21 protein-coding genes are annotated in these 24,287 nt (G+C 57.2%); 6 read left to right on the plus strand and 15 right to left on the minus strand.

The genetic code is table 11. From position 1 onward, the window contains the following. Window positions 1–379: 379 nt before the first annotated feature. Together AAY24_RS08785 and asd are read left to right on the plus strand one after the other, a co-directional pair. Window positions 380–1,195, plus strand: coding sequence for a sulfurtransferase (locus tag AAY24_RS08785; protein WP_046859365.1), 816 nt, complete (start codon window positions 380–382; stop codon window positions 1,193–1,195). Window positions 1,196–1,269: 74 nt separating this feature from the next. Next, window positions 1,270–2,211 carry an archaetidylserine decarboxylase gene (gene asd / locus AAY24_RS08790; RefSeq protein WP_335337230.1) on the plus strand — a complete coding sequence of 314 codons (942 nt, stop codon included), beginning with the start codon at window positions 1,270–1,272 and terminating at the stop codon, window positions 2,209–2,211. On the opposite strand, the gene epmA is transcribed toward asd, so the two are convergent. Both epmA and efp read right to left on the minus strand, forming a co-directional pair. Then, window positions 2,183–3,100, minus strand: coding sequence for an EF-P lysine aminoacylase EpmA (gene epmA / locus AAY24_RS08795; RefSeq protein WP_234422265.1), 918 nt, complete (start codon window positions 3,098–3,100; stop codon window positions 2,183–2,185). The two genes, asd and epmA, sit on opposite strands and share 29 nt — an antisense overlap. Window positions 3,101–3,185: 85 nt before the next feature. Continuing rightward, window positions 3,186–3,758, minus strand: coding sequence for an elongation factor P (efp, locus tag AAY24_RS08800; protein ID WP_046861154.1), 573 nt, complete (start codon window positions 3,756–3,758; stop codon window positions 3,186–3,188). 35 nt (window positions 3,759–3,793) lie between these two features. On the opposite strand from efp, the gene epmB reads away from it, so the two are divergent. The 3 genes from epmB to AAY24_RS08815 all read left to right on the plus strand — a co-directional run bounded on the left by epmB (window position 3,794) and on the right by AAY24_RS08815 (window position 8,919). Then, window positions 3,794–4,801 carry an EF-P beta-lysylation protein EpmB gene (gene epmB, locus AAY24_RS08805; RefSeq protein ID WP_046859367.1) on the plus strand — a complete coding sequence of 336 codons (1,008 nt, stop codon included), beginning with the start codon at window positions 3,794–3,796 and terminating at the stop codon, window positions 4,799–4,801. Between the two features lie 155 nt (window positions 4,802–4,956). After that, window positions 4,957–6,771: a hypothetical protein gene (locus tag AAY24_RS08810; protein WP_199930543.1), complete on the plus strand. Its 1,815-nt coding sequence runs from the start codon at window positions 4,957–4,959 to the stop codon at window positions 6,769–6,771. 60 nt (window positions 6,772–6,831) lie between these two features. Continuing rightward, window positions 6,832–8,919, plus strand: a complete 2,088-nt coding sequence (locus tag AAY24_RS08815) for an EAL domain-containing protein (RefSeq protein WP_046859369.1) — start codon at window positions 6,832–6,834, stop codon at window positions 8,917–8,919. Between the two features lie 92 nt (window positions 8,920–9,011). Here the strand turns inward: AAY24_RS08815 and AAY24_RS19420 are convergent, their stop codons facing one another. Beyond that, the gene (locus AAY24_RS19420; RefSeq protein WP_234422309.1) at window positions 9,012–9,572 is read right to left on the minus strand and encodes a hypothetical protein; all 561 of its coding nucleotides are present in this window, start codon (window positions 9,570–9,572) and stop codon (window positions 9,012–9,014) included. Between AAY24_RS19420 and AAY24_RS08825 the strand changes: the two genes are divergently transcribed. Beyond that, the gene (locus tag AAY24_RS08825; protein WP_234422286.1) at window positions 9,522–10,208 is read left to right on the plus strand and encodes a formylglycine-generating enzyme family protein; all 687 of its coding nucleotides are present in this window, start codon (window positions 9,522–9,524) and stop codon (window positions 10,206–10,208) included. The two genes, AAY24_RS19420 and AAY24_RS08825, sit on opposite strands and share 51 nt — an antisense overlap. Window positions 10,209–10,278: 70 nt before the next feature. On the opposite strand, the gene AAY24_RS08830 is transcribed toward AAY24_RS08825, so the two are convergent. The 12 genes from AAY24_RS08830 to AAY24_RS08880 all read right to left on the minus strand — a co-directional run bounded on the left by AAY24_RS08830 (window position 10,279) and on the right by AAY24_RS08880 (window position 24,275). Next, complete coding sequence (locus tag AAY24_RS08830) at window positions 10,279–11,040, minus strand: ABC transporter ATP-binding protein (protein ID WP_046859371.1); 762 nt, start codon at window positions 11,038–11,040, stop codon at window positions 10,279–10,281. Beyond that, entirely contained in the window at window positions 11,037–11,795 is a 759-nt protein-coding gene (locus AAY24_RS08835; protein WP_046859372.1) for an ABC transporter ATP-binding protein, read from the minus strand. Before AAY24_RS08835 ends, AAY24_RS08830 begins: the two co-directional genes overlap by 4 nt. Window positions 11,796–11,799: 4 nt before the next feature. After that, complete coding sequence (locus AAY24_RS08840; protein WP_046859373.1) at window positions 11,800–12,936, minus strand: branched-chain amino acid ABC transporter permease; 1,137 nt, start codon at window positions 12,934–12,936, stop codon at window positions 11,800–11,802. Between the two features lies 1 nt (window position 12,937). Further along, the gene (locus AAY24_RS08845; RefSeq protein WP_046859374.1) at window positions 12,938–13,954 is read right to left on the minus strand and encodes a branched-chain amino acid ABC transporter permease; all 1,017 of its coding nucleotides are present in this window, start codon (window positions 13,952–13,954) and stop codon (window positions 12,938–12,940) included. 79 nt (window positions 13,955–14,033) lie between these two features. Next, window positions 14,034–15,389, minus strand: a complete 1,356-nt coding sequence (locus AAY24_RS08850; protein WP_082117091.1) for a substrate-binding protein — start codon at window positions 15,387–15,389, stop codon at window positions 14,034–14,036. 622 nt (window positions 15,390–16,011) lie between these two features. Then, window positions 16,012–16,500 (minus strand): hypothetical protein, encoded by a 489-nt coding sequence (locus tag AAY24_RS08855; RefSeq protein ID WP_046859375.1) that lies wholly within the window; start codon window positions 16,498–16,500, stop codon window positions 16,012–16,014. A gap of 160 nt (window positions 16,501–16,660) precedes the next feature. Beyond that, complete coding sequence (locus tag AAY24_RS08860; protein WP_046859376.1) at window positions 16,661–17,239, minus strand: DUF302 domain-containing protein; 579 nt, start codon at window positions 17,237–17,239, stop codon at window positions 16,661–16,663. 87 nt (window positions 17,240–17,326) lie between these two features. Continuing rightward, a complete protein-coding gene (locus AAY24_RS08865; RefSeq protein ID WP_046859377.1) occupies window positions 17,327–17,959 on the minus strand; it encodes a nucleotide-binding protein in 633 nt (210 codons plus the stop codon). Between the two features lie 54 nt (window positions 17,960–18,013). Then, window positions 18,014–18,928 (minus strand): YML083C domain-containing protein, encoded by a 915-nt coding sequence (locus AAY24_RS18895; RefSeq protein ID WP_199930546.1) that lies wholly within the window; start codon window positions 18,926–18,928, stop codon window positions 18,014–18,016. Between the two features lie 58 nt (window positions 18,929–18,986). Next, a complete protein-coding gene (locus tag AAY24_RS08870; protein ID WP_046859378.1) occupies window positions 18,987–19,748 on the minus strand; it encodes a hypothetical protein in 762 nt (253 codons plus the stop codon). Window positions 19,749–19,825: 77 nt separating this feature from the next. Then, window positions 19,826–20,263 carry a hypothetical protein gene (locus AAY24_RS08875; protein WP_199930547.1) on the minus strand — a complete coding sequence of 146 codons (438 nt, stop codon included), beginning with the start codon at window positions 20,261–20,263 and terminating at the stop codon, window positions 19,826–19,828. Between the two features lie 13 nt (window positions 20,264–20,276). Beyond that, a complete protein-coding gene (locus tag AAY24_RS08880) occupies window positions 20,277–24,275 on the minus strand; it encodes an efflux RND transporter permease subunit (protein WP_046859380.1) in 3,999 nt (1,332 codons plus the stop codon). Window positions 24,276–24,287 lie beyond the last annotated feature (12 nt).

Here is a 24,287-nt window from a genome sequence, read left to right on the forward strand (position 1 = left end):
GACTCAGGGCGGTTACCCTTTTCCTATTAACGGCAATTCGTTGTGGTTTTACTCACCCGATCAATCCACGGGCTTCTGAACAGGTTGATACGCCTTACGCCCGCAAACGCCGCGGCCATGGCATAACAACCCGACGCTTCGTCTTAATTTCATATCGGTCATAGGGGTGGAATCCTGAAGATATCACTTCGGTCCTGCATAGTGCGTCACGGAGACTATGCTTGGTTACAGGGCCGGCAAACGGAGGGGACGAAAAAACGTTAGACTGCTGTGTATCTTCCTTACGACGTCCCATCCGGTACCCGTGCAAGCAGAGCTTGAAAGTTGCCGATCTGCCACCACTATCCGGCTCTGGAAGTCGATGACCTGACGAGCGACCATGACTACATCCGATATACCCTTGATTATTGAACCCGACGCGCTTGAGCCCCTGTTGGGTGACAGTGACCTGCTATTGGTGGATCTGACCAAACCCGCCAGCTACGCCCAATATCACATCCCGGGCGCGGTCTTCCTGGATTACGACCAGATCGTCACTGCGCGTCCACCCGCCATGGGTCTGCTACCGAAATCCGGCGCACTGGAACAGTGCTTTTCCTCCCTTGGCATCGACAACAAGGTTCACGTTATAGCCTATGATGATGAGGGCGGCGGCAAGGCCAGCCGACTGCTCTGGACCCTGGAAGCGATGGGACATGATCGTTTCTCGCTACTGAACGGCGGTCTGCACGCCTGGGCCAACGAGGGCCACCCCATGGAGCAGACGGTGAACAACCCGACCCCCAGGCAGTTCCACGCCCAACCGACTGATACCCCGGTGGCTGATACTGACTATATCAGGCAGCACCTGGGAGAGGAGGGTTATGCCCTGCTCGACGCCCGCAGCCGGGAGGAGTACAACGGCGTGAAACGCTTTGCGGAAAAAGCCGGACATATCCCCGGGGCGATCAACATGGATTGGCTGCTGGCGCTCGACCCGCAGCATAACCTGCGTCTGAAACCCGCCGACCAGCTCAGGCAACTGCTGGATCATCTGGGTATCAGGGATAGTCAGCAGGTGATCACCTACTGCCACACCCATCATCGTTCATCCCTCAGCTATATCATGCTGAAATCGTTGGGCTTCCCTAGGGTAAAGGGCTACCCGGGCTCCTGGTCCGACTGGGGCAATCGACCAGATACACCAATCGCCTGATACGCTGCGTTTACCTGATGGGTGGATACCGGTAGTATCCATCCATCACCCGCCATTCAACGGAACCGCTGTACATGAACCATCACAATTCCGAGAGCCCGGCCAGGGAAGCCGGACTGGCCGACAAGCTGTTCGCCCTGCTGCTTTACCTGCTGCCCCACCATCTGCTCTCCCAGGCCATGCACTGGTTGACCCGTATTGAGTGGCCGCCGCTGAAGGATCGTCTGATCCGGGGCGCCATCCGACTCTACAGGATCGATATGCGCGTTGCGGTTGAACAGAACCCCACGGCTTACAGCAGTTTCAACGCTTTCTTTACCCGGGCGCTGCGCGCCGATGCCCGCCCGCTGGCGAATGATCCGGCCGCTATTGTCTCACCGGTTGATGGCACCATCAGTCAGATCGGTACCATAGAGAACGGCCGTATTTTTCAGGCCAAGGGACAGAGCTATACAGTGGAGGAACTGCTGGGCGGTGACGAAGCCGACTGTGCGCAGTTTGCAGACGGCTATTTCGCTACTCTCTACCTCTCCCCGAGGGACTACCACCGAATCCATATGCCGCAGGGAGGGGAACTGAAAAAGATGCTGCACATCCCCGGCCGGCTGTTCAGTGTCAGCCCTTCAACCACCCGGGTGGTGCCCCGTCTGTTCAGTCGCAACGAACGCCTGGTCAACCTGTTTGAAACCGGGCAAGGGCCCATGGCGGTGGTCATGGTGGGTGCTATTTTCGTGGCCAGCATGGATACGGTCTGGGCCGGCACGGTGGCGCCCGCCACGCGACGCATCAGCCAGTGGCACTACGGCCCGCAGCAACCGGATCAACCCATCACCCTGGAGAAGGGTGAAGAGATGGGACGATTCAACATGGGATCTACCGTGGTGCTGCTGTTTCCGAAAAACAGCATCCGGTGGGATGAGACACTGTCAGCCGGCAGCCAGGTTCAGATGGGCCAGCGGATCGCCACCCTGACCAGCCCGAATGAGGTCACGCCCGCTCCAGAGGAAAAGCTATAACCCGGTCGATGTGATCAGCCCCGATCGAGCGCATAAACAGACGATCGACACCCAGTGCCACCCCCGCACAGTCCGGTAATCCCCGGGCCAGTGCTTCGAGCAACCACTCATCCATGGGCGGCAGCGGCAGGTTGGCATTGGAGCGCGCCTGCAGATCCTGTTCGAAACGGCGGCGCTGTTCAGCGGCGTCGGCCAGTTCATGGAAACCGTTGGCCACCTCCACTCCATCTATGTAGAGCTCAAACCGTTCTGCAACCGGGGGATCATCCGGCCGTACCCGTGCCAAGGCAGCCTGGCTGGCCGGATAGTCATAGACGAAACAGAGCCCTGCCCCCATGGCCGGCTCAATGCAGTGTGTCATCAGCAGATCCAGCCAGGCATCCCGGTGTGGCAGATCCAGCTGCTCAATTCCCGGCACACCTTTCTGCAGTGCCAGCTGGCGCAATTGTCCGGCAGTGGCCCGATGGGGGTCCACTCCCAGTAGCTGCTCAAACAGCGTCCGGTAACTGATACGGCGCACAGGCCCGGGTTCCGGCAGCACCCGCTGCACCAGTTGTTCCACTTCCTCCATCAGGCGGTGGTGATCAAAACCGGGACGGTACCACTCCAGCAGGGTAAATTCCGGGTTATGCAGACGGCCCGACTCACCATCCCGGAACACCTTGCAGAGCTGGTAGATCGATCCCGATCCGGCGGCCAGCAACCGCTTCATGGGAAACTCGGGCGAGGTATGCAGGTAGAGCGGCACACCGTCGGGGGCTCCCGGACCGGTGTAACAGGTCACCAGGGAGTGGATCGAGGGATCGGTGGTGGCATGGCGGGAACAGATCGGCGTCTCCACCTCCATCACCCCCTGCTGTTGAAAAAACTCCCGGATCCGCGCCATCATCCGGGCACGCATCCTGAGAGTCTCCATGGAGGCGGCGGGGAAAGCCCCGCCCAAATTCTGACCAGGATTCAACAGCTCGACCAGCTCACTCTTCCTTGGCCCGCGACACGTACTCGCCGGAACGGGTGTCGACCTTGATCAGCTCGCCGGTCTGCACAAACAGGGGCACCCGGACCACGGCACCCGTCTCCAGTGTGGCCGGTTTACCGCCACCACCGGAGGTATCGCCTTTAAGGCCGGGGTCGGTCTCGGTGATGGTCAGATTGACAAAGTTGGGGGCTTCCACAATGATCGGCGCGCCGTTCCACAGGGTAACCGTACACATATCCTGATCTTTCAGCCACTTCACTGAATCACCCACGGCAGCCGCATCAGCGCTCACCTGCTCGAAGCTGTCCGGGTCCATAAAGTGCCAGAACTCACCGTCCGAATAGAGGTACTGCAGCTCCATCTCCATGACGTCAGCGGCTACTACGCTCTCACCCGATTTAAAGGTGCGTTCTATGACACGCCCGGTCTTCAAGTTGCGGATTTTGACCCGATTAAACGCCTGGCCTTTGCCTGGCTTCACAAATTCGTTCTCAATAATGGAGCAAGGGTCACCATCCAGCATTATTTTTAGACCACCCTTAAACTCATTGGTACTATAAGTTGCCATCTTGTCCTCACCAAACAACCGACTTGAAAACGCGCATGATACATCGAATAGAGCCTGCATGTCAGACTCCCCCATGGCAGCAGTCTCTCGCCGGCGCCTTTCGGGAACCCGAAGCGTTTCTCCGATACCTGCAACTGGACCGGGCCCTGTTACCCGCAGCACGTACCGCAGCCAGACAGTTTGGCCTGAAAGTCCCCAGGGAGTTCGCCGAGCTGATCACGCCCGGAGACCCGGATGATCCGCTGCTGCGGCAGGTGCTGCCGATCGGGGCTGAACAGTTGCCTTCGGCCGGCTTCGGCCCTGATCCGGTGGGCGATCTGGACAAAGCGGTCGGCCCCGGCATGCTGCATAAATACCAGGGACGGTTACTGCTGATTGCCAGTGGCAGCTGCGCCGTCAACTGCCGCTACTGTTTCCGGCGCCACTACCCCTATCAGGAGGCGGCCGCCTACCGGCACGGCTGGACCCAGGCAGTGGAACATATTCATCAGCATGGGGATATTGAGGAGATCATTCTGAGTGGTGGTGATCCGCTGACCCTGACCGACAGTAAACTCGCCGCCCTGATCAGCCGGCTGGAAGGGATCCCCCACCTGAAACGGCTGCGGATACACACCCGGCTGCCGGTGGTGATCCCCTCACGGCTGACCAACGAACTGACCGCTCTGTTGGGTAGCGGTCGGCTGCAATCCGTGCTGGTATTACATATAAATCACCCACGGGAACTATCACCCGGGCTGGTGGAGGGGCTGCAGCCAATGAAACGGGCCGGTATCAGCCTGCTCAACCAGTCGGTGCTGCTGAAGGGGGTCAACGACAACGCAGATACCCTGGTCGCCTTGAGTTCAGGACTGTTCGAAGCCGGCATTCTCCCCTACTATCTCCATCTACTGGACCGGGTGGCCGGAGCAGCTCACTTTGAGGTCAAGGCTGAACGGATTCGGCAACTACAGGATGAGCTGCGGGCCCGTCTGCCAGGGTATCTGATGCCACGAGTGGTCAGGGAAGTCGCCGGTGCCCCCGCCAAACAACCGGTAATCTGACCAACGGTGGCCCCGGAGGGGCCGGAGGGCGATACCATCACCCGGTAGATGCTAAATTTTTATTGCAGTAGAACCTGAACCTGCCGATAAAACACTGTAAACTACGTACGGCCAGGCGGCCAATGAATCTCACTAACCAAAATAGTAAAGATTTCATGGAGATACAGAAAACACTCGGTTTTACTACGCCTGAGCGCTCCAATGCGCCCACCGATTCAATGCTCCTGAATCCCAAGGAAGTTTCGTCCTGGGTGAGTGGTTTACCTATGGCCAACGTGGGAGAGACCTCGCGGCAGGTATTTAAAACCCTTGTTGAGTTCAACAGGATTAACATCCCCCATCTCGATCGAATAAAGATCGCTGAACTGCTGCGCCGCCCGATCGGCTACATCTCCGACAACCTGCGAAAGTACTACTACGACTCCCCTTTCCCCCTGTCGGCCAAGAACCGAAAAATCGCCGTACTCAACCGGGAGCTGTATACCGAGCTGGCCCTCTCCTACAAGATCTTTATCGAGACCATGCTCACCGGGGAAAGTGGCAAGTTTGATCGAAAAATGCTGATCATTGCCATTCACCGGGCGATGCGTTTTCTCTCCACGGTGATCTATCAATCTGCCCTCGTCTATGACCCGGTGCCACCCAAGGTCTGGAAAGAGATCCACCTGCTGTACGCCTATGCCGAGCAGAACGGTATCGAAGAGTTGGCAGTGAAAGATGGCAAGAAGAGCGATTCGGTCAGCAGCATCGGATCCCTGTATAAACAGATACTGCTGTTCTCCATCTGCTCACCCTATCGACTGCGGCCCCGTAAAATTGAAAACGTCATGCAGTCTCTGGAACAGTGGAGCCTGCTCACCACCCTGAATATGAGCACCGGAGGAGCTCCGGGCCAGTTTGACTTTGTCGTCAACCTGGCCAGCGACCTGCCACCGCGCCACAGCTCGCTGGAAACCGGGCAGGAGAATAGGCTGCGCCGGGTACTCAACACCCAACCGCTGGTGAAGATGTTACGGGAAACCTTCGATCAGCTACCCCAGGACAGTGGCAACAGCGAAGGAGCACAAACAGGTCAGAAACTCTCAAAGCAGTTGCTGCGGCAGCTGGTCCAGGTCCTGAGCTCCGAACCGAAGCGGGAGTTCGTACGCACCAGGCTCAATTTCGAACTGAAAGTGGCCGTGGGCATCAATGCTATCTACAGTCTCCAGACACAGGGGAGCGATGCCCGTGACACCGGCGCATCGCGCGGTGGGAGCTGGGGTGACCAATCATCCGACAGCACACCCGACCAATCCCTCTACACCCTGTCCGGCAACAAGTTGACCCTGGAGGGCGAGGATGACGCCATACACGAGACTATTCTCGCCAGTGGCTTTGGCGAATCCGGCTGCAGAGAGGACGGCACCCCGATCTGGGCCAGCCACTCGACTGATAAACAATACGAAACCTTCGCCTGCAAAACAGACAACGAGAGTGCCGGCGGCTACTGCATCAACTGGCAGGGAGCCAATGCGCCCAAGGTAAAAATCGGCGAAGTGATCGGCATACAGTCGGCCACCGTCAAGAATCAGTTTGCCATTGGCATCAGCCGCTGGATGAAAAACCTGCCCGGCCAGGGCTTGCAACTGGGCATGCAGATGATTGCTCCAAACGCGACCGCTGTAACGGTTCACGACCTGGAGACCAACAACCCTACCAGCCATCCCAAACAGTGCCTGCTGCTGCCGGAACTGAAGGCATCTGAACTTCCGGCCAGCCTGATTCTACCGACCCTGCCGTTCAAGCCCGGCGATGCCATTATGATTGAGCACAACGGCATGGAGAGGAAGGCCAAACTGACCCAACTGATGGAAACAACCGGCGCTTTTGCCCGCTTCCAGTTTACCTATCTGGATGGACAGACAGGCGACAGGGAGAGTCACTCCAACGAAGACCCTGCCGATTTTGACAACATCTGGCCCATGCTGTAATGATGCAGAATTAATGTTATTCCAAACAGGTATTTCAATGACACTGGACAACTGCCAGCCATGAATGGAAATCCCGAAACTGATATTTCAATCAGGCTTCTGGTAATAGAGTCGTCCCTCAATGAGGCAGAGGCCCATATCAGTACGTTACGCAACGCCGGCCTGATAATTCATCCGACCGTTGCCGTGGATGATGAGGCGTTACTGGATATCGCCGATGATGAAAAACCCGAACTGATACTGCTTTCCCTGCCGGAACCGTTGGACAAACTGACGGCCATTCTCAAGCTCTGTAAGGCGGCCTTTGCTGACACACCCTACGTCATTATCTATAAGGATCCGGCAACCGATCCCGCCACCCTGATTCAAACCATGCGCGATGGCGCCCGGGATGTGGTCTGTGCAAACGACCCGGACCATCTGCAGCTGGTTGTCATGCGGGAGTCCGAGGAGATCTACCTGCGCAAAGAGCTGGCAGAGACCCGGGAAAAGTTAAAAGAGGCGGAAGCCCTCTGCAGCACCCTCATCGAAAGCTCCCAGGACGCCATTGCCTACATCCATGAAGGGATGCACATGCAGGCCAACCCGGCCTATCTGGAGATGTTCGGTTTTGTGGATATGGATGAGCTGGAAGGTTTGCCTATCCTTGACCTGATCCCGGCCAAGGATCACAAAACGATCAAATCCTTTCTCAGGACCCTGGGCCGGGAGCATACCGAGCTCAACATCGCCTGCCAGAACAGTGCCGGGGAGGTTTTTGATGCCAAGTTGGAGTTCTCGCCGGCCACCTTTGACGGCGAGCCATGCACCCAGTTGATCATCCGCAATGAAGCACAGAACAAGGAGCTTGAGCAGACCATCGAACTGCTGAGCAACCAGGATGCCCAAACCGGCCTGGCCAATCGTCAATATTTCATGGCGAAAATGGAGCAGCAGATTGCCACGTCGAGTGAAACTGACACCGGCTGCTCCCTGTTCTACATAGTCATCGATGACTTCCGGGAAATCAGGAGCCACATCGGCATCACCGCGAGTGACAACCTGCTCAAGGAGCTGGCCGACCTGCTCAGCGAAAATATCGATAAAGAGGAGCTGCTGGCCCGTTTCGGCGATCACTCATTTACCATCCTGAGCCCCAAGCATAATAGCATCGATGTGGAGACTATGGCGGAGCGACTGCGCCTGCTGGTGGAAGAGTATATCTACCAGGAGATCAACGTCACCTGCAGCATCGGTGTCAGTCTGTTCGATCCCGACAGCCCGGGAAGTCAGGATTTCATCAATCGCGCCTACCATGCCTACGAGGCGGCCCGTAATGGCGGTGGCAATCGCTACTCCTGTTACGACGCCAGTGAGATGCAGGCCAGCTACGGTGAAGATAACACTGGTGACGAAGCGCGGATCAACGAACTGATTGAGCACGCCCTGGAACATGACCGCTTCCGGCTGGTCTACCAGCCGATCGTCAGCCTGCAGGGCGATAGCCGGGAACACTATGCGGTGTTAACCCGGCTGCTGGACAACAACAATGAAGAGATTCTCCCCGACCACTTTATCCGCTACGCCAAGCAGGGTGAGCAGATGGCCAAAGTGGACCGCTGGGTAATCGACAAGGCCATTGAAGAGCTCTCCGAACAGCGTAAAGAGGGTAAAAAGGTCAACTTCTTTATCAGCATCTCAAGCTCCGGACTGGAAGATGAGGGCATGCTGCTCTGGATCTGCGACTGCCTGCGCAAATACAGCGCCAAGGGTCCCTGGATCACTTTCCAGATTCAGGACAAGGATCTGCGCAACCATATTCAGAACGCCAAGAAACTGATCGAAGGCCTGAAGAAGATCAAATGCCAGTTGGCTATTGACCAGTTCGGCTCTAACCCGAAAGCGGACACACTGCTGAAACATCTGCCGGTGGATTTCGTCAAGTTCGATTTCGAACTGATGCAGGACCTGGCGTCCAACCAGGAGCAACAGGACCACTTGAACGAGCTGAATGCCCTGGCCAAGGAACACAATATCAAGACAGTGGCCATGGGTGTGGAAGATGCCAATAGCCTGGCGATTCTCTGGACTGTCGGGGTTAACTACATTCAGGGCTATTTTCTTCAGGAACCATCTGAAAACATCTCCTATGAGTTCAGCTCCGCATAGTGATCGCCCAACCCGCTCCCCGGAAGCCGCAAGCGGTTTTCGGGGCGGCACTGTTTCCCCGTCCAACCTGATTACTGAAGCCCCGGACCACCTTAGGTCGGGACATCTGCACACCATTTTTGACAGCAGGACAAAGACCCGGAGAAGGTTTTTCCCATATCATGCACCCACACTTTGGCACGGATCACCGGAGTTACCACGCGCGCATGCAGTGCAGCAACTGTCATCATCAGATTGAAGACCCGGAAGCGCTCTTCTGTGCCCAGTGCGGGCAGTCCCTCTGCATTGAAGGACATTGCTGCTGCTGTGGAAAACGTTTGCAGCCCAACGCCAACTTCTGCGATCGCTGTGGCGCACCGGTAGCAGTCGAACCAACGACCCCTTCCATGCCCATCATGGAATCCCTCAAGGTCATCTCCCCGCCAGCCACCCCATTCCGGGGAGGGGTTCAAGCGGAAGTCCGACACCATGTTGAACAGGCGCAGGCAAAACGCACCGTAGAGCGGAAAATCCAGCGGGAAAAAGCGCACCAGGCCGCCAGGTTGCTCAAGTACGGGCTTAGGGAGAACGACTGGATAAGCATTGCCGGTGGCAGCTTCCTGATGGGTTCTCCGTCCGGGGAAAAAAATCGCTTCGAAAATGAACGTCAACATGAGGTAGAGGTGAAACAGTTTGAAATACTCAAGACGCCGGTCACCTTTGCCATGTTCGACATCTACTGTAAAGCGATACAAAGCTCTTTCCCGGGTGATGAAACCTGGGGCCGGGGCAATCGGCCAGTCATCAATGTCAGCTATTGGTCTGCCCTGGAGTACTGCCAATGGCTCGGTGAAAAAATTGATGCCCCAATCCGCCTGCCCACCGAGGCGGAGTGGGAATATGCCTGTCGCGCGGGCACTGATACACCGTTCTGGACCGGTCAATCTATCTCGCCGGATCAAGCAAATTTTGACGGTAACTACACCTATGGCGGCAGTGAGAAGGGGCTCTCCCGCGGCCAGACCACACCGGTAGATCAATTCCCTGCCAATCCCTGGGGACTGCATGACATGCATGGCAATGTGTGGGAATGGTGTGCGTCGATCTACGACGAGACCTACAGCGGCCTGGAACTTCAGGATGCCGGTTTCGACTATGAGGACCACCGGGAACGGGTGGTACGGGGCGGTTCCTGGCACAATGTACCGAGTGGATTACGCAGCGCATCCCGCAACAAACTGAGACCGGACTATCACTATCTTCGGGTCGGTTTTCGGATCGTCCGGGAGGTAACCACAAACGGCGTATAAAGGCGTCTGAAAAAAAAGCCCGTGATGTCCGATCGGATATCACGGGCCCTGTAGTACCGATGGTAGTGGTTCAGATAGCCAGGTACTGCTGGCGCAACTCCTCGTTATCCAGCACTTCCTGGGCCAGCCCATCAAACACCACCTGTCCCATATCGAGGATAATAGCCCGATCTGCAAGCCGCAGTGCCGCCACCGCATTCTGCTCCACGATAATGGTTGTGATACCGAGCTTCTTGATGCCGTCCACGATCCGTTCGATCTCATGCACAATCACCGGTGCTAATCCCTCATAGGGCTCATCCAGCAGCAACAGTTTGATATCCCTGGCCAGTGCCCGGGCTACCGCCAGCATCTGCTGCTCACCACCGGACAGGGTGGTCGCCTCCTGGTCACGACGTTCCGCCAGTCGGGGGAAGTGCTCGTAAATACGCTCAATACTCCAACCGATGGGCGGCGCAATCTGGGACAGGATGAGGTTCTCCTCCACCGTCATACCGGCGATGATACGCCGATCCTCCGGCACCAGTGCCACGCCGTTCTGAGCCGCCTCATGGGACTTCATACTGTGCAGCGGTTTATGATCCAGCCAGATCTCGCCATGGGTCACCTGGGGGCTGTCCACCCGGGCGATGGATCGCAAGGTGGAGGTTTTACCGGCACCATTTCGCCCCAACAGAGCCAGTACCTCACCCTCACGGATATCGAAACTGACCCCCTGTACGATATAGCTCTCCCCGTAATAGGAGTGGATATCCCAACAGGAGAAAAACGCTGGATCGGAACCGGCCCGGTTGACCGGCGTGACGCGCTGGGTTGCACTCTTCTTGCTCATAGTTCAGCCCCTCCCAGGTAAGCTTCCTGAACCTTAGGATTGCCGCGGATCTCATCCGGTGTACCGGTGGCAATAATCCGACCCTGAGCCAATACACTGATGGTATCAGCCAGACTGAACACCACGTGCATATCGTGTTCAATAATGATCTTGGTCATGCCCCGCTCTTTAATTCGCTTCAGCAGATCGATGGTCCGGTTGGTGTCATGTCGCGCCATACCGGCAGTGGGTTCATCCAGCAGCAGCAGTCGCGGATGCTGCACCAGACCCATTGCCAGTTCCAGACGTCGCTTGTCACCCCGGGACATACTGCCGGAGTGTTTGTGGATGTGCTCGCCCAGTCCCATATCTTCCAGGATATGCACGGCATCGGCCTCAATCTCCCGCTCTGAGGCGAGACTGCTGAAGGCATTGAACTTGAACGTGCCATCCCGTTTCGCCAGTGCCGGAATCATCACATTCTGCAAGACGGTGAGATCGGGAAAGATCTCCGGCGTCTGGAACACCCGCACCATCCCGGCGTGATTGATCTCGTGCGGCTGCAGCCCGATCATATTCTTGCCATCGAACTCCACCGTTCCGCTGTCCGGAATCAGGCGTCCGATACAGCAGTTGAGCAGCGTGGATTTACCAGCCCCGTTGGGGCCGATAATGGCGTGAGTCTTACCCTCTTCAATATCCAGGTTGATGTCACCCAACGCGTGCAGACCGCCGAAGGTTTTATCCACATTCTTGATGCTTAAAACAATACTCATCACATCACTCCTTCTCTGCCGGCACGGCAACATCGCGGTTTCCGATCATGCTGAAAAGCCGCCGTATATAGGTATTGGCGTGGCGAATACCTTCCATTACGCCACCCGGCAGGAAGATCACCACGATCATGAACAACAAGCCGAGGGTCAGGTGCCAACCTTCGCCCACGAACTCGCTGGTGATGGCGACCACGATGTTCTCCAGCCAATCAGGCAGGAAGGCAAAAATCTCATGCAGTCGCATATCGTTCATGGCAGAGAAGATGTTTTCGAAATACTTGATAATGCCGGCGCCAAACAGCGGGCCAAGCAGGGTTCCGGCACCACCCAGGATGGTCATCAATACCACCTCGCCAGACGCGGTCCACTGCATGCGTTCGGCACCCGCCAGCGGATCGGTCACCGCCATCAGTGAACCGGCCAGCCCGGCGTACATGCCGGAGATGACAAATGCCGTTAGCAGGTAGGGCCGGGTATTGAAACCGGTGTACTTCATACGAGTCTGGTTGGACTTGATGGCCAACAGCTTGAGGCCGAACGGCGAACGGAAGATGCGCAGCGAGATAAAGAAGCCGATAATCAGCATCACCGCACAAAAGTAGAATCCGCTGTAGCCGCTCATCTCCAGACCGAACAGCTGAGTGGAGGGCAATCCCTCACCGACCGGACCATCCAGAACCCGTGGATCATTCATGGTCAACTGCAGACCGGTCTCACCGTTGGTCAATGGTGTCAGTACGGAGTAGGCCAGGTTGTAGGACATCTGGGCAAAAGCCAGGGTCAGGATCGAGAAGTAGATACCCGAGCGCCGCAGACTGAGAAACCCGATCACGACAGCAAACAGACCGGCCACCAGAACGGAAAAGATCACTGCCGGTATCACGTTCATGGTCAACAGCTTGAATGACCAGACCGCCGTATAGGAACCGACCCCCAGGAACACGGCATGACCAAAGGAGAGATACCCGGTCAGGCCGAACAGCAGGTTGAAGCCGATGGCAAAAATCCCAAAGATCGCAAACTTCTGCAGCAGGTCAGGATAACCTGCACCAACCGGGGTCAACCAGACCGGTGCTGTCAGGACGACCAAAGTGAATATGGCCATGACAACCCAGTCATTTCGTAACAATGGCATATTCATATCAATCCTCCATCACGCCTTTGCGTCCCATCAGACCACGGGGCCTGACCAGGATAATGACTACAGCGACCAGATAGATGATGATCTGATCAATACCAGGAATGATGTTTTTCACTTCATTCATGGAGGCGAAGGATTGCAGAATTCCCAGCAGGAAGCCCGCTGCCACGGCGCCGCCCAGCGACCCCATACCTCCTACAACCACCACCACGAAGGAGAGCACCAGGAAGTCCATCCCCATGTGGTAATCAGGCGGTAGAATCGGCGCGTACATGACACCGGCCAGACCGGCCACCACGGCAGCAATGCCGAATACAATAGTAAAGCGGTGCTCCACATTGATACCCAACAGGCCCACCGTCTCCCGGTCATGCATACCGGCCCGCACCACCATACCGAACGTGGTGAACTGCAGGAACGCGAACACAGCAAAAATGACAATGCCCGAGAATAGCAGGTAGATCAATCGCCACCAGGGGTAAACCACGGACTCGCCCAACCCGAACAGAACACCGATAGGTGCACTACCGGCAACGATCTCCGGAGCGGGTGAAGGGATCGGGTTAGCCCCAAAGAAGGATTTAACGATCTCCTGCAACACAATCGCCAGGCCGAAGGTGACCAGGATCTGCTCCGCATGTGAACGTTTATAAAAATGCTTGATCAAGCCTCGTTCCATGATCAGGCCGATCAGCAACATCACCGGTATGGCCAGCAGGATCGATATGGGTACCGACCAATCGATAATGGTTTTACCGAAGTCGCCAAACCAGATTTCCAGATAGGCTTGCTCTTTGTAGGCGTCAAAGAAGGTAATGCTTTCGTCCTTTACCTTCACGGAGAGCGTCAATATTTTTTCTACCGTAACCGCGCAGAACGCACCCAGCATAAACAAGGCGCCGTGGGCGAAATTCACCACGCCCAGGGTTCCGAACACGAGTGTCAGGCCGAGGGCAATCAGTGCGTAGGCACCGCCCTTATCAAGGCCGTTTAAGATCTGAAGAAGGATCGCATCCATTACTGTCTACACACCACTGAAATTAGATAAAAACAGGCGCCGGCTGCCCGAAGGCAGCCGGCAGACAGGCTAGAGTGGATCAGACCTCGTAGGGACCGAGTTCGCCACCAAAGATCTTGGCGTCGTACTCAACCTGTGCACGCGGCACAACCTGCTGAACCGTCAACAGGTCAAACTGAGAGGTCGGGTTCTGATTCCCACGCACCACCAGTACATCCTTGAAGCACTGGTGATCCTCTGCACGGTATTCGGTCGGACCGTTACCCATGCCATCGAACTGGAACCCTTCCAGCTGCTTGATCACCTCAGGCGGATAGAAGGTGCCGGCAGACTCTACCGCGTTGGCGTACAGCAGGGCCTGAACGTAGGTGGTGTGAGCCGCCATTGAGGGCGGGAAGCCATACTCCTGGCCGAAAGACTTAACAAAGGCCTTGGAGCCTTCATCCTGCAGCGACCAGTTCCAGTTGGTGGTTCCCAGGATACCTTTGATGTTCTCACCGGCACCCTGTGCCATCAGACGGGAGAACAGCGGCACCACGATCTCGAAGTTCTTGCCGTTGACCTGCTTGTCGCGCAGTCCGAACTGAACCGCCTGGGTCAGGGAGTTGATCATATCCTTACCGTAGTGGTTCAGGATCAACACGTCTGCTCCGGAGTTCAGCACCGGGGTGATGTACTGGGAGAAGTCACCGGCACCCACCGGGGTCTTGACGGTCGCAACCGTCTGCCAGCCCAGGGCTTCGGTGGTGTTTTTGATCGACTCTTCCTGGGTCCAACCCCAGGTGTAGTCAGCGGTCAGATGGTAGGCTTTACGCTCGGTGCCCATCTCATCCTTCAGCACCGGGCCCAGCGCAGCACCGGACATGTAGGCGTTAAAGAAATGACGGAAGCCGTAACGACGTTTGTCCTTACCGGTGGTGTCATTGGAGTGGGTCAGACCCGCCATGAAGATGACGCCCATCTCCTGACACAGACCCTGGACAGCCACCGCCACACCGGAGGAGGAACCACCGGTTACCATGATCACGCCATCCTTCTCAATCATACGTTTGGCGGAAGCACGAGCGGCATCGGACTTGGTCTGGGTGTCACCGGTCACATACTCGACCTTCTTGCCGAGGATACCGTTACCTTTCAGTGAAAGCGGTTTCATGGTGTTCAGCATACCGCCGTCACCTTCACCATTGATGTGTTTTACCGCCAGCTTGTAGGCACGCAGCTCATCCGCACCCTCATCGGCATAGGCGCCGGTCTGGGGAACGTTGAAACCGAACTTGACGGAACCGGCGTTACCCGGGTTGTTGCGGAAATCCTTGGCTGCCCAGGCATCCTTGACGAAGAACATGGGCATATTGGCCGCGGTCATAGCCGCTGCACCTACCTTGATAAAACCACGACGGGAAAGTTCGCTGGTCTTGGACTTGTCATCACTCATTACTATTTTTCCTCTCTCCATTTCGAGCTGCATGCCCGATTATTATGCACGTGCAACAGGTGCTGAATGGCTCCCAGTGCGTCTTTTGTAAAACTGACTGAGTGCCGGGATAGCGGCAACCGAATACGACCGGTCTCGATTCATCGTTTCCAGCTGGCGAAACATTGCAATGAACAGCCAATCAATTAACTAACAGCAGGGATCACTCTTTTCTTCTTTTATTCGGTTTTCTAACAAAAACTGTCTGCCCCTGCTTTAGCAGCATTCGGTGTGCCGAAGCTATCCCCGACCACAAACCAGGAGCAAATACCGTGCCGACAACCACAACGCCTAGAATCAAGCGTCTAGGAGCAGATCACGCAAGCGGTGTTACCGAAACACACAGGCAGCGGTAACAGACGGTGTGTAGATCGGTAACGCGAAACGCTAAAACGGGGTCACCCGGGGAAACCAATCCAACAGGTTCAAAAGAGGCGATGGGACGTATAGCGATAAGGGCGGAGCAGTTCAGCTACAGCTTCAGCAACACCGGAGCGGATGATCACTTGCCGGTCGGAAACGCCCCCGTGACAGGGGCGGTGGCCGATGAAACCGACCAGCCAGGGCACTGCGACGGCATACCCTACCAGGGCATAAAGCCATTCATAAAAGTCATGGGGCGGGAGATACTTTGATTCATGCGGGACATATCCTGGCGCATGATATAGGTGGAGACGGTCATGGACTGGATCGACTTGTCCATGGAGCCAATGGTTTCCAGCATGGGCTCCAGGGCACTGACCTTGTCGTTTATTTCGGACATATAACCGGACATGGTTCTGATATTGGCCGTCATGTTGTTCATGTTATCCGACACAGAGCGCATGTTATCCGCCAGCACCGTCATATTGGAATCAACACTCACAGCCAGATAATGCACATCCCTGGCCAGGCTGTAGACCAGAAAAAAACCATAGGCAGCCAGGATAATGAACGCGAACAGGGATGGATAGACAATCAGCTCCCAGCGCCGGGCACTGGTCTCAAACGCTTCTGAAAGACGATCCATGGAGTCACCCTGCCCCTCATCTGGAGTCTGCTTCTGATCCACACGCTCTTTTTCCTGGACCATCTACCCTATCCTCGAAACCATGCCTGTTCACATAGCTAATTAATTTATTGCTAATATTTTAATTATCTAATATATCTTAACACAGAAGCAATCCGACCAATGTCGTTTTTTTATTTATAGGGGGCATAGCAGGGATTTATATCCATCTCCCCCACCCCGGTCAGAAATCGCCCGCGGCACCACGCTGCATGATCTCCAGAATCACCCGCTTCACATGCAACGCCTCCTCCTTCAGGGCTGGTGGCAGCGGTTCACCACCATGGATCATCAGGTCCATGTTCAGGGTATAGAGCCAGAGCTTACCCTGCTTGTCCTCGACCAGGGTTATCCGGCACGGCAGGTAGGCGGAGAATGCATCACTGTAATCGAGCATTTGTGCCGCAGTCAGGGAGTTACAGAACATGTAGATCTTGACAAACCGGTACGGTTTCCCGCTTTTCGCCGCCACATCCTTGGAGAGAGGCAGCTCACCCACGTTCGAAATGTTGAGCTCATTGGCGACCAGCTTCATCGATTGCTCCACATCTTCTGCAGTCAGCCCCTCCTCCACCGGCATCTTCCAGACTACTGCGTCCGCGGCGTTGCGGGTGTCGAGCACCTTTTCAAGCAGCTCCCCATAGACCCCTGGAGCATCCGGGTCAAAACCATCCACTATCGGGTAAACCTTGTAGACCAGCACACCAGCGGCGAGTACGGTCAGAAAACCGATCAGGGTAAAGAGATTTTTGATCACACGCATATTGCACCCTCCTGGTATTCCGGTCCCATGGGGTTAACCGGAGTTGTCAAATCCCTGTTGCCGAACCGCCGTGCCGGCTCGCAGTCGTCACTTCAATACGTCGGGATATAGTTTGGCGCAGAGTGCATTTAACTCCTTGCTACCCTTGCCTTTCGGATTCAGTTCAAACACCGCCAGTCCTTCACTGAAAGAGCGGCGAAAAATAGTACGTTGTGACAGTCGCGGTTTGATGAACCTGATCCCGGGCAGGGAGACCAGTGCCGCAGCCGCTTCATCCGTCTCCCGTACCGCGTGATGGGTATCCCCCCGATTGATAAAACCGATGATCTCAGGGACATCACCTTCGGTGGTGGCATTGACAAACTGAATGAATCGCTGGGTCGACCAGATATCCGCCTGGGAGGGAGGCACCGGCACCAGTATGCGATCAGCCAGTCGGATAGCACGTTTCATCATCTCCAGATCCGCCGTGCCGATATCGATCAACACCTCATCGCACTGCCGAAGTTCATCACTATCCAACTGTTTTTTGTCCTGCACGGTGATTTGCGGCCGATAACCCTCTTCATCACGCACTTCCGCCACATCCCGCAGCGTCGCCTGGGGATCCAGATCTATCAGCTGCACATCTGTATCCGCCATTGCCAGCCAGATGGCCAGATTGAAGGTCACGGTACTCTTCCCTGACCCGCCTTTCAGACTACCCACAACAGTGATCATACCCGTACCTTTGCGCTAAATTCAGATACCTGGAAACCGGAAAAGCCGCCGCTCCTAGTAGACCGACCCGGGAAAGCGCTGGGCCGTATTGCGCCAGGCCAGTAACTCGCCCCGGCTCATGGGCCGGTCCCGCATTTGTTGCGCCTGATAAGAGCCCATGGGACGCCTCACCTGCCCAGCCTGGCGGGGGTCAGGCCGGGACCGATAGTTCGGCGCTGCAAACGGTGCCGCACCATAACGTTGCGGCATCGGGTATCCCCGGTAAGCGGCCGGTCGCGGCATGGGTCGGAATTGGTAGTTCGACCGTCCGGTCGGCACCCTTGAGTAGGGTTGGTAACGACCGGCAAACCGCCCCGGCAGCGCCCGGGGCCCCGGTATTGGTCCAGCCGGATAGGCCTGTCGTTGGGGATAGCCGTGATAGGCTCGCGGCATGGATGCACGTCCCGGCACTGTCCAGTTCGGCTGACGGTATCGCACCGGGACCATGGGCGGATAGGGAAGCCGGGGTCGGTATTGTCGAACCTGGGGATAACCCTGCACGCCAACCGGAGGTCGGGCGGGGTAACCGTAAACCATACGGGGTGCGGCCGGCACAGCATAATTGCGCATTGGGGGTCGGTAACCGGCCCAGCGTGGCGCCGGTCCACGATAACCATAGGGTGGTGCATAACGGGGGGCTGGCGGCAGCATGGGACGATAGCTGACCGGCAATGGCCAGTTACCCGCGCGCCGTACCGGTGCATGGGCTGGCGGAACACGCCCCGGAGGAGCGAATCGGGCCGCTGGCCGGAGCGGCTGGGCTCGGAAATGGGGTCTGAAACTGGCTACTCCCTGTGAAGGCGATGCCGGCACATAGTTGGGCATCATCTGTTGCGGCACGCCAACCGGTGAGGCGAACACAGCGCCTGCTGCCGAAACAAGCAGCAGAACGGACGGTGCCGTTAAAATCCATCTGAGTCTGATCTTCATTAGTTTCACCCCATGATCATCTGATCATTCAGTATATTTACCCGCAACAGACCACCGACTATCTCTTCTGGCTCTGCTGCTGGGGTACGATTTTCCTGAACTCCGCAGGCACCTGGAACAGACCGGGGTTCTGCGGCGCAATGGTAATATTACGCAATTCCCGCACATAACCGAGCGGGCTCTCCTCCCTGATGGCCAGGTTAAGCTGCGGATCAAACCAGCGCAGAGAGCGCTGTACCGGCTGATCGCCCTGGCTGACAGTCATCTCCCACTTCTCTACTGTGCGCCCGTCGAACTGCTCTACCTGCAGCATGCGCTGCTCCATAACCGGGCCATCCTTGACCTCCTGTCGCAACAGGATCGAATGCTGTTTGCCGATCCACTGGGTACTCTGAACGGCCCCCTTTTGCGACGGCATGCTCACCTGCCATTTGGTGGCCGGCCGGCCATGCAGGGTTTCATCACCCAGTTTTTTGCACCGGGCACCCGGTACACCTGCGCAGGGACTACCCGCTTCCGCCACGGGTTGCCCGGAACCCATACGGTATTCAATATAGCTGCCCTGCCGGGGATAGAGCACCCAGGTCACTCCACTGTCGGTATCGACAATACTGACCACCGGCTGGCCATTCTGCTCCGACTCGCTGCGCACCCTGTTCTTGCCGACGAAGATGTGGCCGACCCGCTGATTCTTCTGCGGATCAGTCTGAACGGTATCGGCAGAAAACTCCACTGCCGCCGGCGAGGCCGCCCGGACCTGGGGTATCCCGGTCAACAACAGGCAGAGGCCCAAGACCAGGATTTGACCGCGGATTGACATCTTCACCTCCTCATCACCACACCCGGCTGACTCCCGGAGCGGCGCTCTCCTTCCAACTCCTGCCAACTGATCAACAGTCATGAGGGTTGTCGTTTTATTATGTGGGTTTCGCCGGGAAACCTGCCGTAGCCCCGATTGCCACCCCCCTGGGGACGAAAACGATAGCCGGGATCCGTCTGACCGGAGTGCGGACGATAGTGCTGCGCCGCCGCCGGACCTTTGCGATACCGTGTATCGGGTCTGAATCGCGGCTTCTGCCAGCGTTGCTGTTGCGACGAGTCAGCGGAATAACCGGCTGCCGGGTAGCCGGGGCCCATCACCGCGGAACCGGAACGGGATTGCGGCGGGTAATAACCAGCCGCACCGGAATATCGGCCCTTGCTCATACTGTTTGACGAGGCATCGGATGCTCGATCCAGCGGACGAAACTTGCCATAAAATGCCCCCGATTCTTCAGCCATTGCCAGGTGAGAGATCATCAGTACAAAGATCACACCTGACAGTCGTTTGATCATGATGCCCTCCGGATCACTCGATGCCATTGTCGTTATCAAGTTTCAGCCGAATACCACGCCGCCCCCCTTTGCGCCCGGCAGCAGGCTTTCCCCCACCTTTCGCCGTTGTCGCTTTGGTCTGCGCCGGAGCGGCAGTTTCAGTTTTCGCGCCGGCTGGATCGGCGCGCTTGACAGCTTTTTTCCTGACGCCGCCCTTTGTCCGGGTGGCCGCCTTTTTCACCGGCGCCTTCTTCTTCCGGGCCGATTTCTTCCTGGCTGCCGGTTTGGCCGCCGCCGGCTTCTCCCCGACCGGCAGATCCGGGGTCCGGGTTTCCGGTTCGCTATCCGTGACAACTGGCGGGACGCTCGTGATCTGTTCAACCGACTTGTCCGACGCCTGCGGTTGCATCCGGGCGGCAGGTGCCGGACTGGAAACAGTGCCGCCATCCGGCGACTGCTCATCCGCTACGGATGAAGCTGCCCCTGTCCCGCCGCCGGCTTGCCCGGGTGCGGCAGCCGCCGTTGCCGACGGCGCAACAACAGGAGTTGGGGGGGGCGCTTTCTGCCTGGGGATCAACTGCCCGAGCAGGAGGAAAATCCCCCGCACCGCATAAAAGAGTCCCAATAGCAGTGCCGCAATCTTGCCCCATAACATCATCAGGAACGACTGGCGGGGTGCAGATCCCTTGACAGCCGCAGGCGGTGTCTCGGACGCTTCCGGCAACAGCGTAGTGCCATCGTCATAGCCGGCGGCCGCCACCTCACATAGCGCCGCGCTGGCCTTCATACATCCCAGCGGGATCACGATCAGGGTCAGGATAGTGGAGACCATTACCCCCGAAGCCAGTGAAATAGCCATGCCCTGGAAGATCGGATCAGTGAAGATCACACTGGAGCCACATACCAGGGCCAGTGCGGTAATCATGATGGGCCGGGTACGGGTGGTACAGGCACGCACCACCGCCTGCTCCACCGGCACACCCCGCTGGATCTCATGAATGGAGAAGTCCACCAACAGGATCGAGTTACGCACAATAATACCGGCCAGGGCGATCCAGCCGATCATGGAGGTGGCGGTAAACTCCGCCCCCATAATGGCGTGCATGGGAATGATGCCCAGCAGGGTCAGGGGGATAGGCGCCATGATCAGTGCCGGGATACGGAAGTTGCCGAACTCCCACACCACCAGGATATAGATCAGCACCAGCGCCACCATGAAGGCCGCACCCATGTCTCGGAAGGTCTCAAAAGTGACGGTCCATTCACCGGTCCACTGGATACTGGAGCGCGTATCATCTGCCGGCGGCTTGAACCAGAAGGCGTCCACTTTCGATCCGTCCGGAGCAGTGTAATCCTCCAGCAGATCCTGCACCTGGAACATGCCGTACACCGGGGCAGCCAGTTCACCACCCACATCAGCCACCACATACTCCACCGGCCGCAAATCCTTGTGATAGATGATGGGCTCTTCCTGCATCATCTCGAAAGAACCCAGCTCACGCAGTGGCAGTACCACCCCACTGGTGGACTGGATCGGCAGATCCCCCAGCCGATTTATCTGGGAACGCTCTGCCAGGGGTACCTGGATGACAATATTGATCGGTTCATGCCCGGCCTTCTGCTTCACATCACCCAGGCGCATGCCGCCAAGTGCCATGGAGAGATTCCGGTTGATGGTGTCCACCGAGACTCCGCGTCGGACCGCCTTCTCCGTATCCACCTTGAACAGCCAGTAGTCATAGCTGCCCCGGAGATAGTTATCCACATCCACCAGGCTCTCGGTCTGCTCGAATATATCGGTCAGATCCGCCGCCAGCTGGCGCCGTACTTCAGGTCCGGGCCCATGCACTTCAGCCACCACGGACTGCAACACTGGCGGGCCGGGCGGCATCTCCACCACGGCAAACTTGGCACCGGATTCCCGGGTGATCTCCTTGACCATTTCACGGGCAGCGACTGCCAGCTCATGACTGCTGCGATCCCGTTTGCTCTTGTGCAGCAGTTGTACCTGAATCTCCGCCTGCCAGGGATCCTGACGCAGATAGTAGTGCCGGACCATGCCGTTGAAATCGAATGGTCGGGCAGTACCGGCGTACACCTGCAGGGCCGTGACTTCAGGCATCTGGCGCAGGCTGTCGGCAATCTGGTGAGCCAGGTTGGCAGTGACCGGCAACGCCGTACCCTCCGGCATATCCAGAACTACCGAAAACTCCGGTTTGTTGTCCAGCGGCAACATCTTCACCGCCACCCACTTGGTATAGAACATGGAGCAGGCAAAGAAGAAAGCGCCCCACAATATGATGCGGAAAATGATGCGCTTTTTACGGGAGCGGATCAGCGGCGTGAGGACCCTTTCGTAAAAGCGCGCCAGCCGCTCCGTGCCCACTCTTTCCCGCTCTTCGGCCACTTCCAGATAGTTCATGCTGGGGCGCAGCCAGCGGGAAATGGCCAGCCAGGGGGTAAACACGAATGCGGCAAACAGGGAGATCAGCATGGCCGCCGAGCCGAGCGCGGGAATCGGCTCCATGTAGGGTCCCATCATGCCGGTGACAAAACCCATCGGCAGCAGCGCGGCGATGACCGTGAAGGTAGCCAGGATGGTGGGATTGCCCACTTCCCGCACCGCGTCGACCGCGGTGTGGGCATCGGTGGAACCGGTTTCCAGCCAGCGCCGGTAGATGTTTTCCACCACCACAATCGCGTCATCCACCAGGATACCGATGGAGAATATCAGGGCAAACAGGCTGACCCGGTCAATAGTGTAGCCGGTGACCCAGGCGTAGAAGATGGTCATCAACAGCACCACCGGGATCACCAGCACCACCACCATGGCCGGGCGCAGGGCGCGGAAGGCGAACAGCACCAACAGGAATACAAACCCGGTAGCGACGAACAGTTTGAAGATCAGTTCGTTGACCTTGTCCTCAGCCGTTTCACCATAGTTGCGGGTAATACTGACGCCCACATTGGAGGGGATACGCAGTCCTTTCAGATGCTCCACCCGCTCAATTATGGCGCTGGCCACGGTAACCCCGTTGACGCCCGGTTTTTTCGCCACCGCAATGGTCACGGCGGGGATGCCGCTGGCCGGCTGTTCATGATCGCCGGCCGGCCCCGTGTAGTAAGCCACCAGCTGCTTGGCATCCTCCGGCCCCTGTACTACCCGGGCCACATCATGTACATAGACCGGCACGTCATTGTGGGTGCCGATCACTAACTGGCTGATGTCGTCAGTGGTCTTGAGAAAGGCGCCGGTCATTACCGTGAATCGGGTGTTGCCCGATTCCACCCCACCCGCCTGCTGTTCACTGTTGGAGGTCTGGATACGGTTGGCCACCTGATCCAGGCTGATGCCATAGCCGGACAGCCGTTCCGGTGATACCTCGATAGTGACCTGCTCGGCACGTCCGCCCACCACGAAGCCGTTCCCGGTATCCGGGATCTCCTTGATACTCTGCAGAACATCGTGGGCCAGCATGCGCAACTGACCATCATCCACGTCCGGGGCGCCGTTACCGTCCAGATCCTTCGACCAGAGGGTGATATTGACCACCGGCACGTCGTCGATCCCCTTCGCCTTCACCAGGGGTGGCGACACTCCCGGCGGAATCTTGTCCATGTTGGAGTCGAGTTTGTCGTTTACCTTGACCAGAGACGGGCCCATCTGCTCGCCCACGTCAAATTCGATGGTGACCATGCCCATGCCCCGTTGCGAGGCAGAGTAGACATGCTTAACCCCATCGATCTCACTCATAATCCGCTCCAGCGGTTCGATGGCGAGATTGGATACCTGGTCGGCAGAAGCACCAGTGTACTGGACGAAGATATCCACCATCGGCACGGAGATCTGGGGATCCTCCTGCCGGGGCGTCATCATCAAGCCCAGCAGCCCCATCAACATCATGGAGATAAAAAACAGCGGTGAGAGCGGTGAGTTGATGAAGAATCTCGCGGTACGCCCGGCAAGCCCCAATTGCTCGTCGGTCAGTGGCGCATCCTTCAATCCGGTTTTATTGGCATCTTCCTGATTCATCGTTTTCACACT

The organism is Sedimenticola thiotaurini, from assembly GCF_001007875.1.
GTDB classification, from domain to species: Bacteria; Pseudomonadota; Gammaproteobacteria; order Chromatiales; family Chromatiaceae; genus Sedimenticola; species Sedimenticola thiotaurini.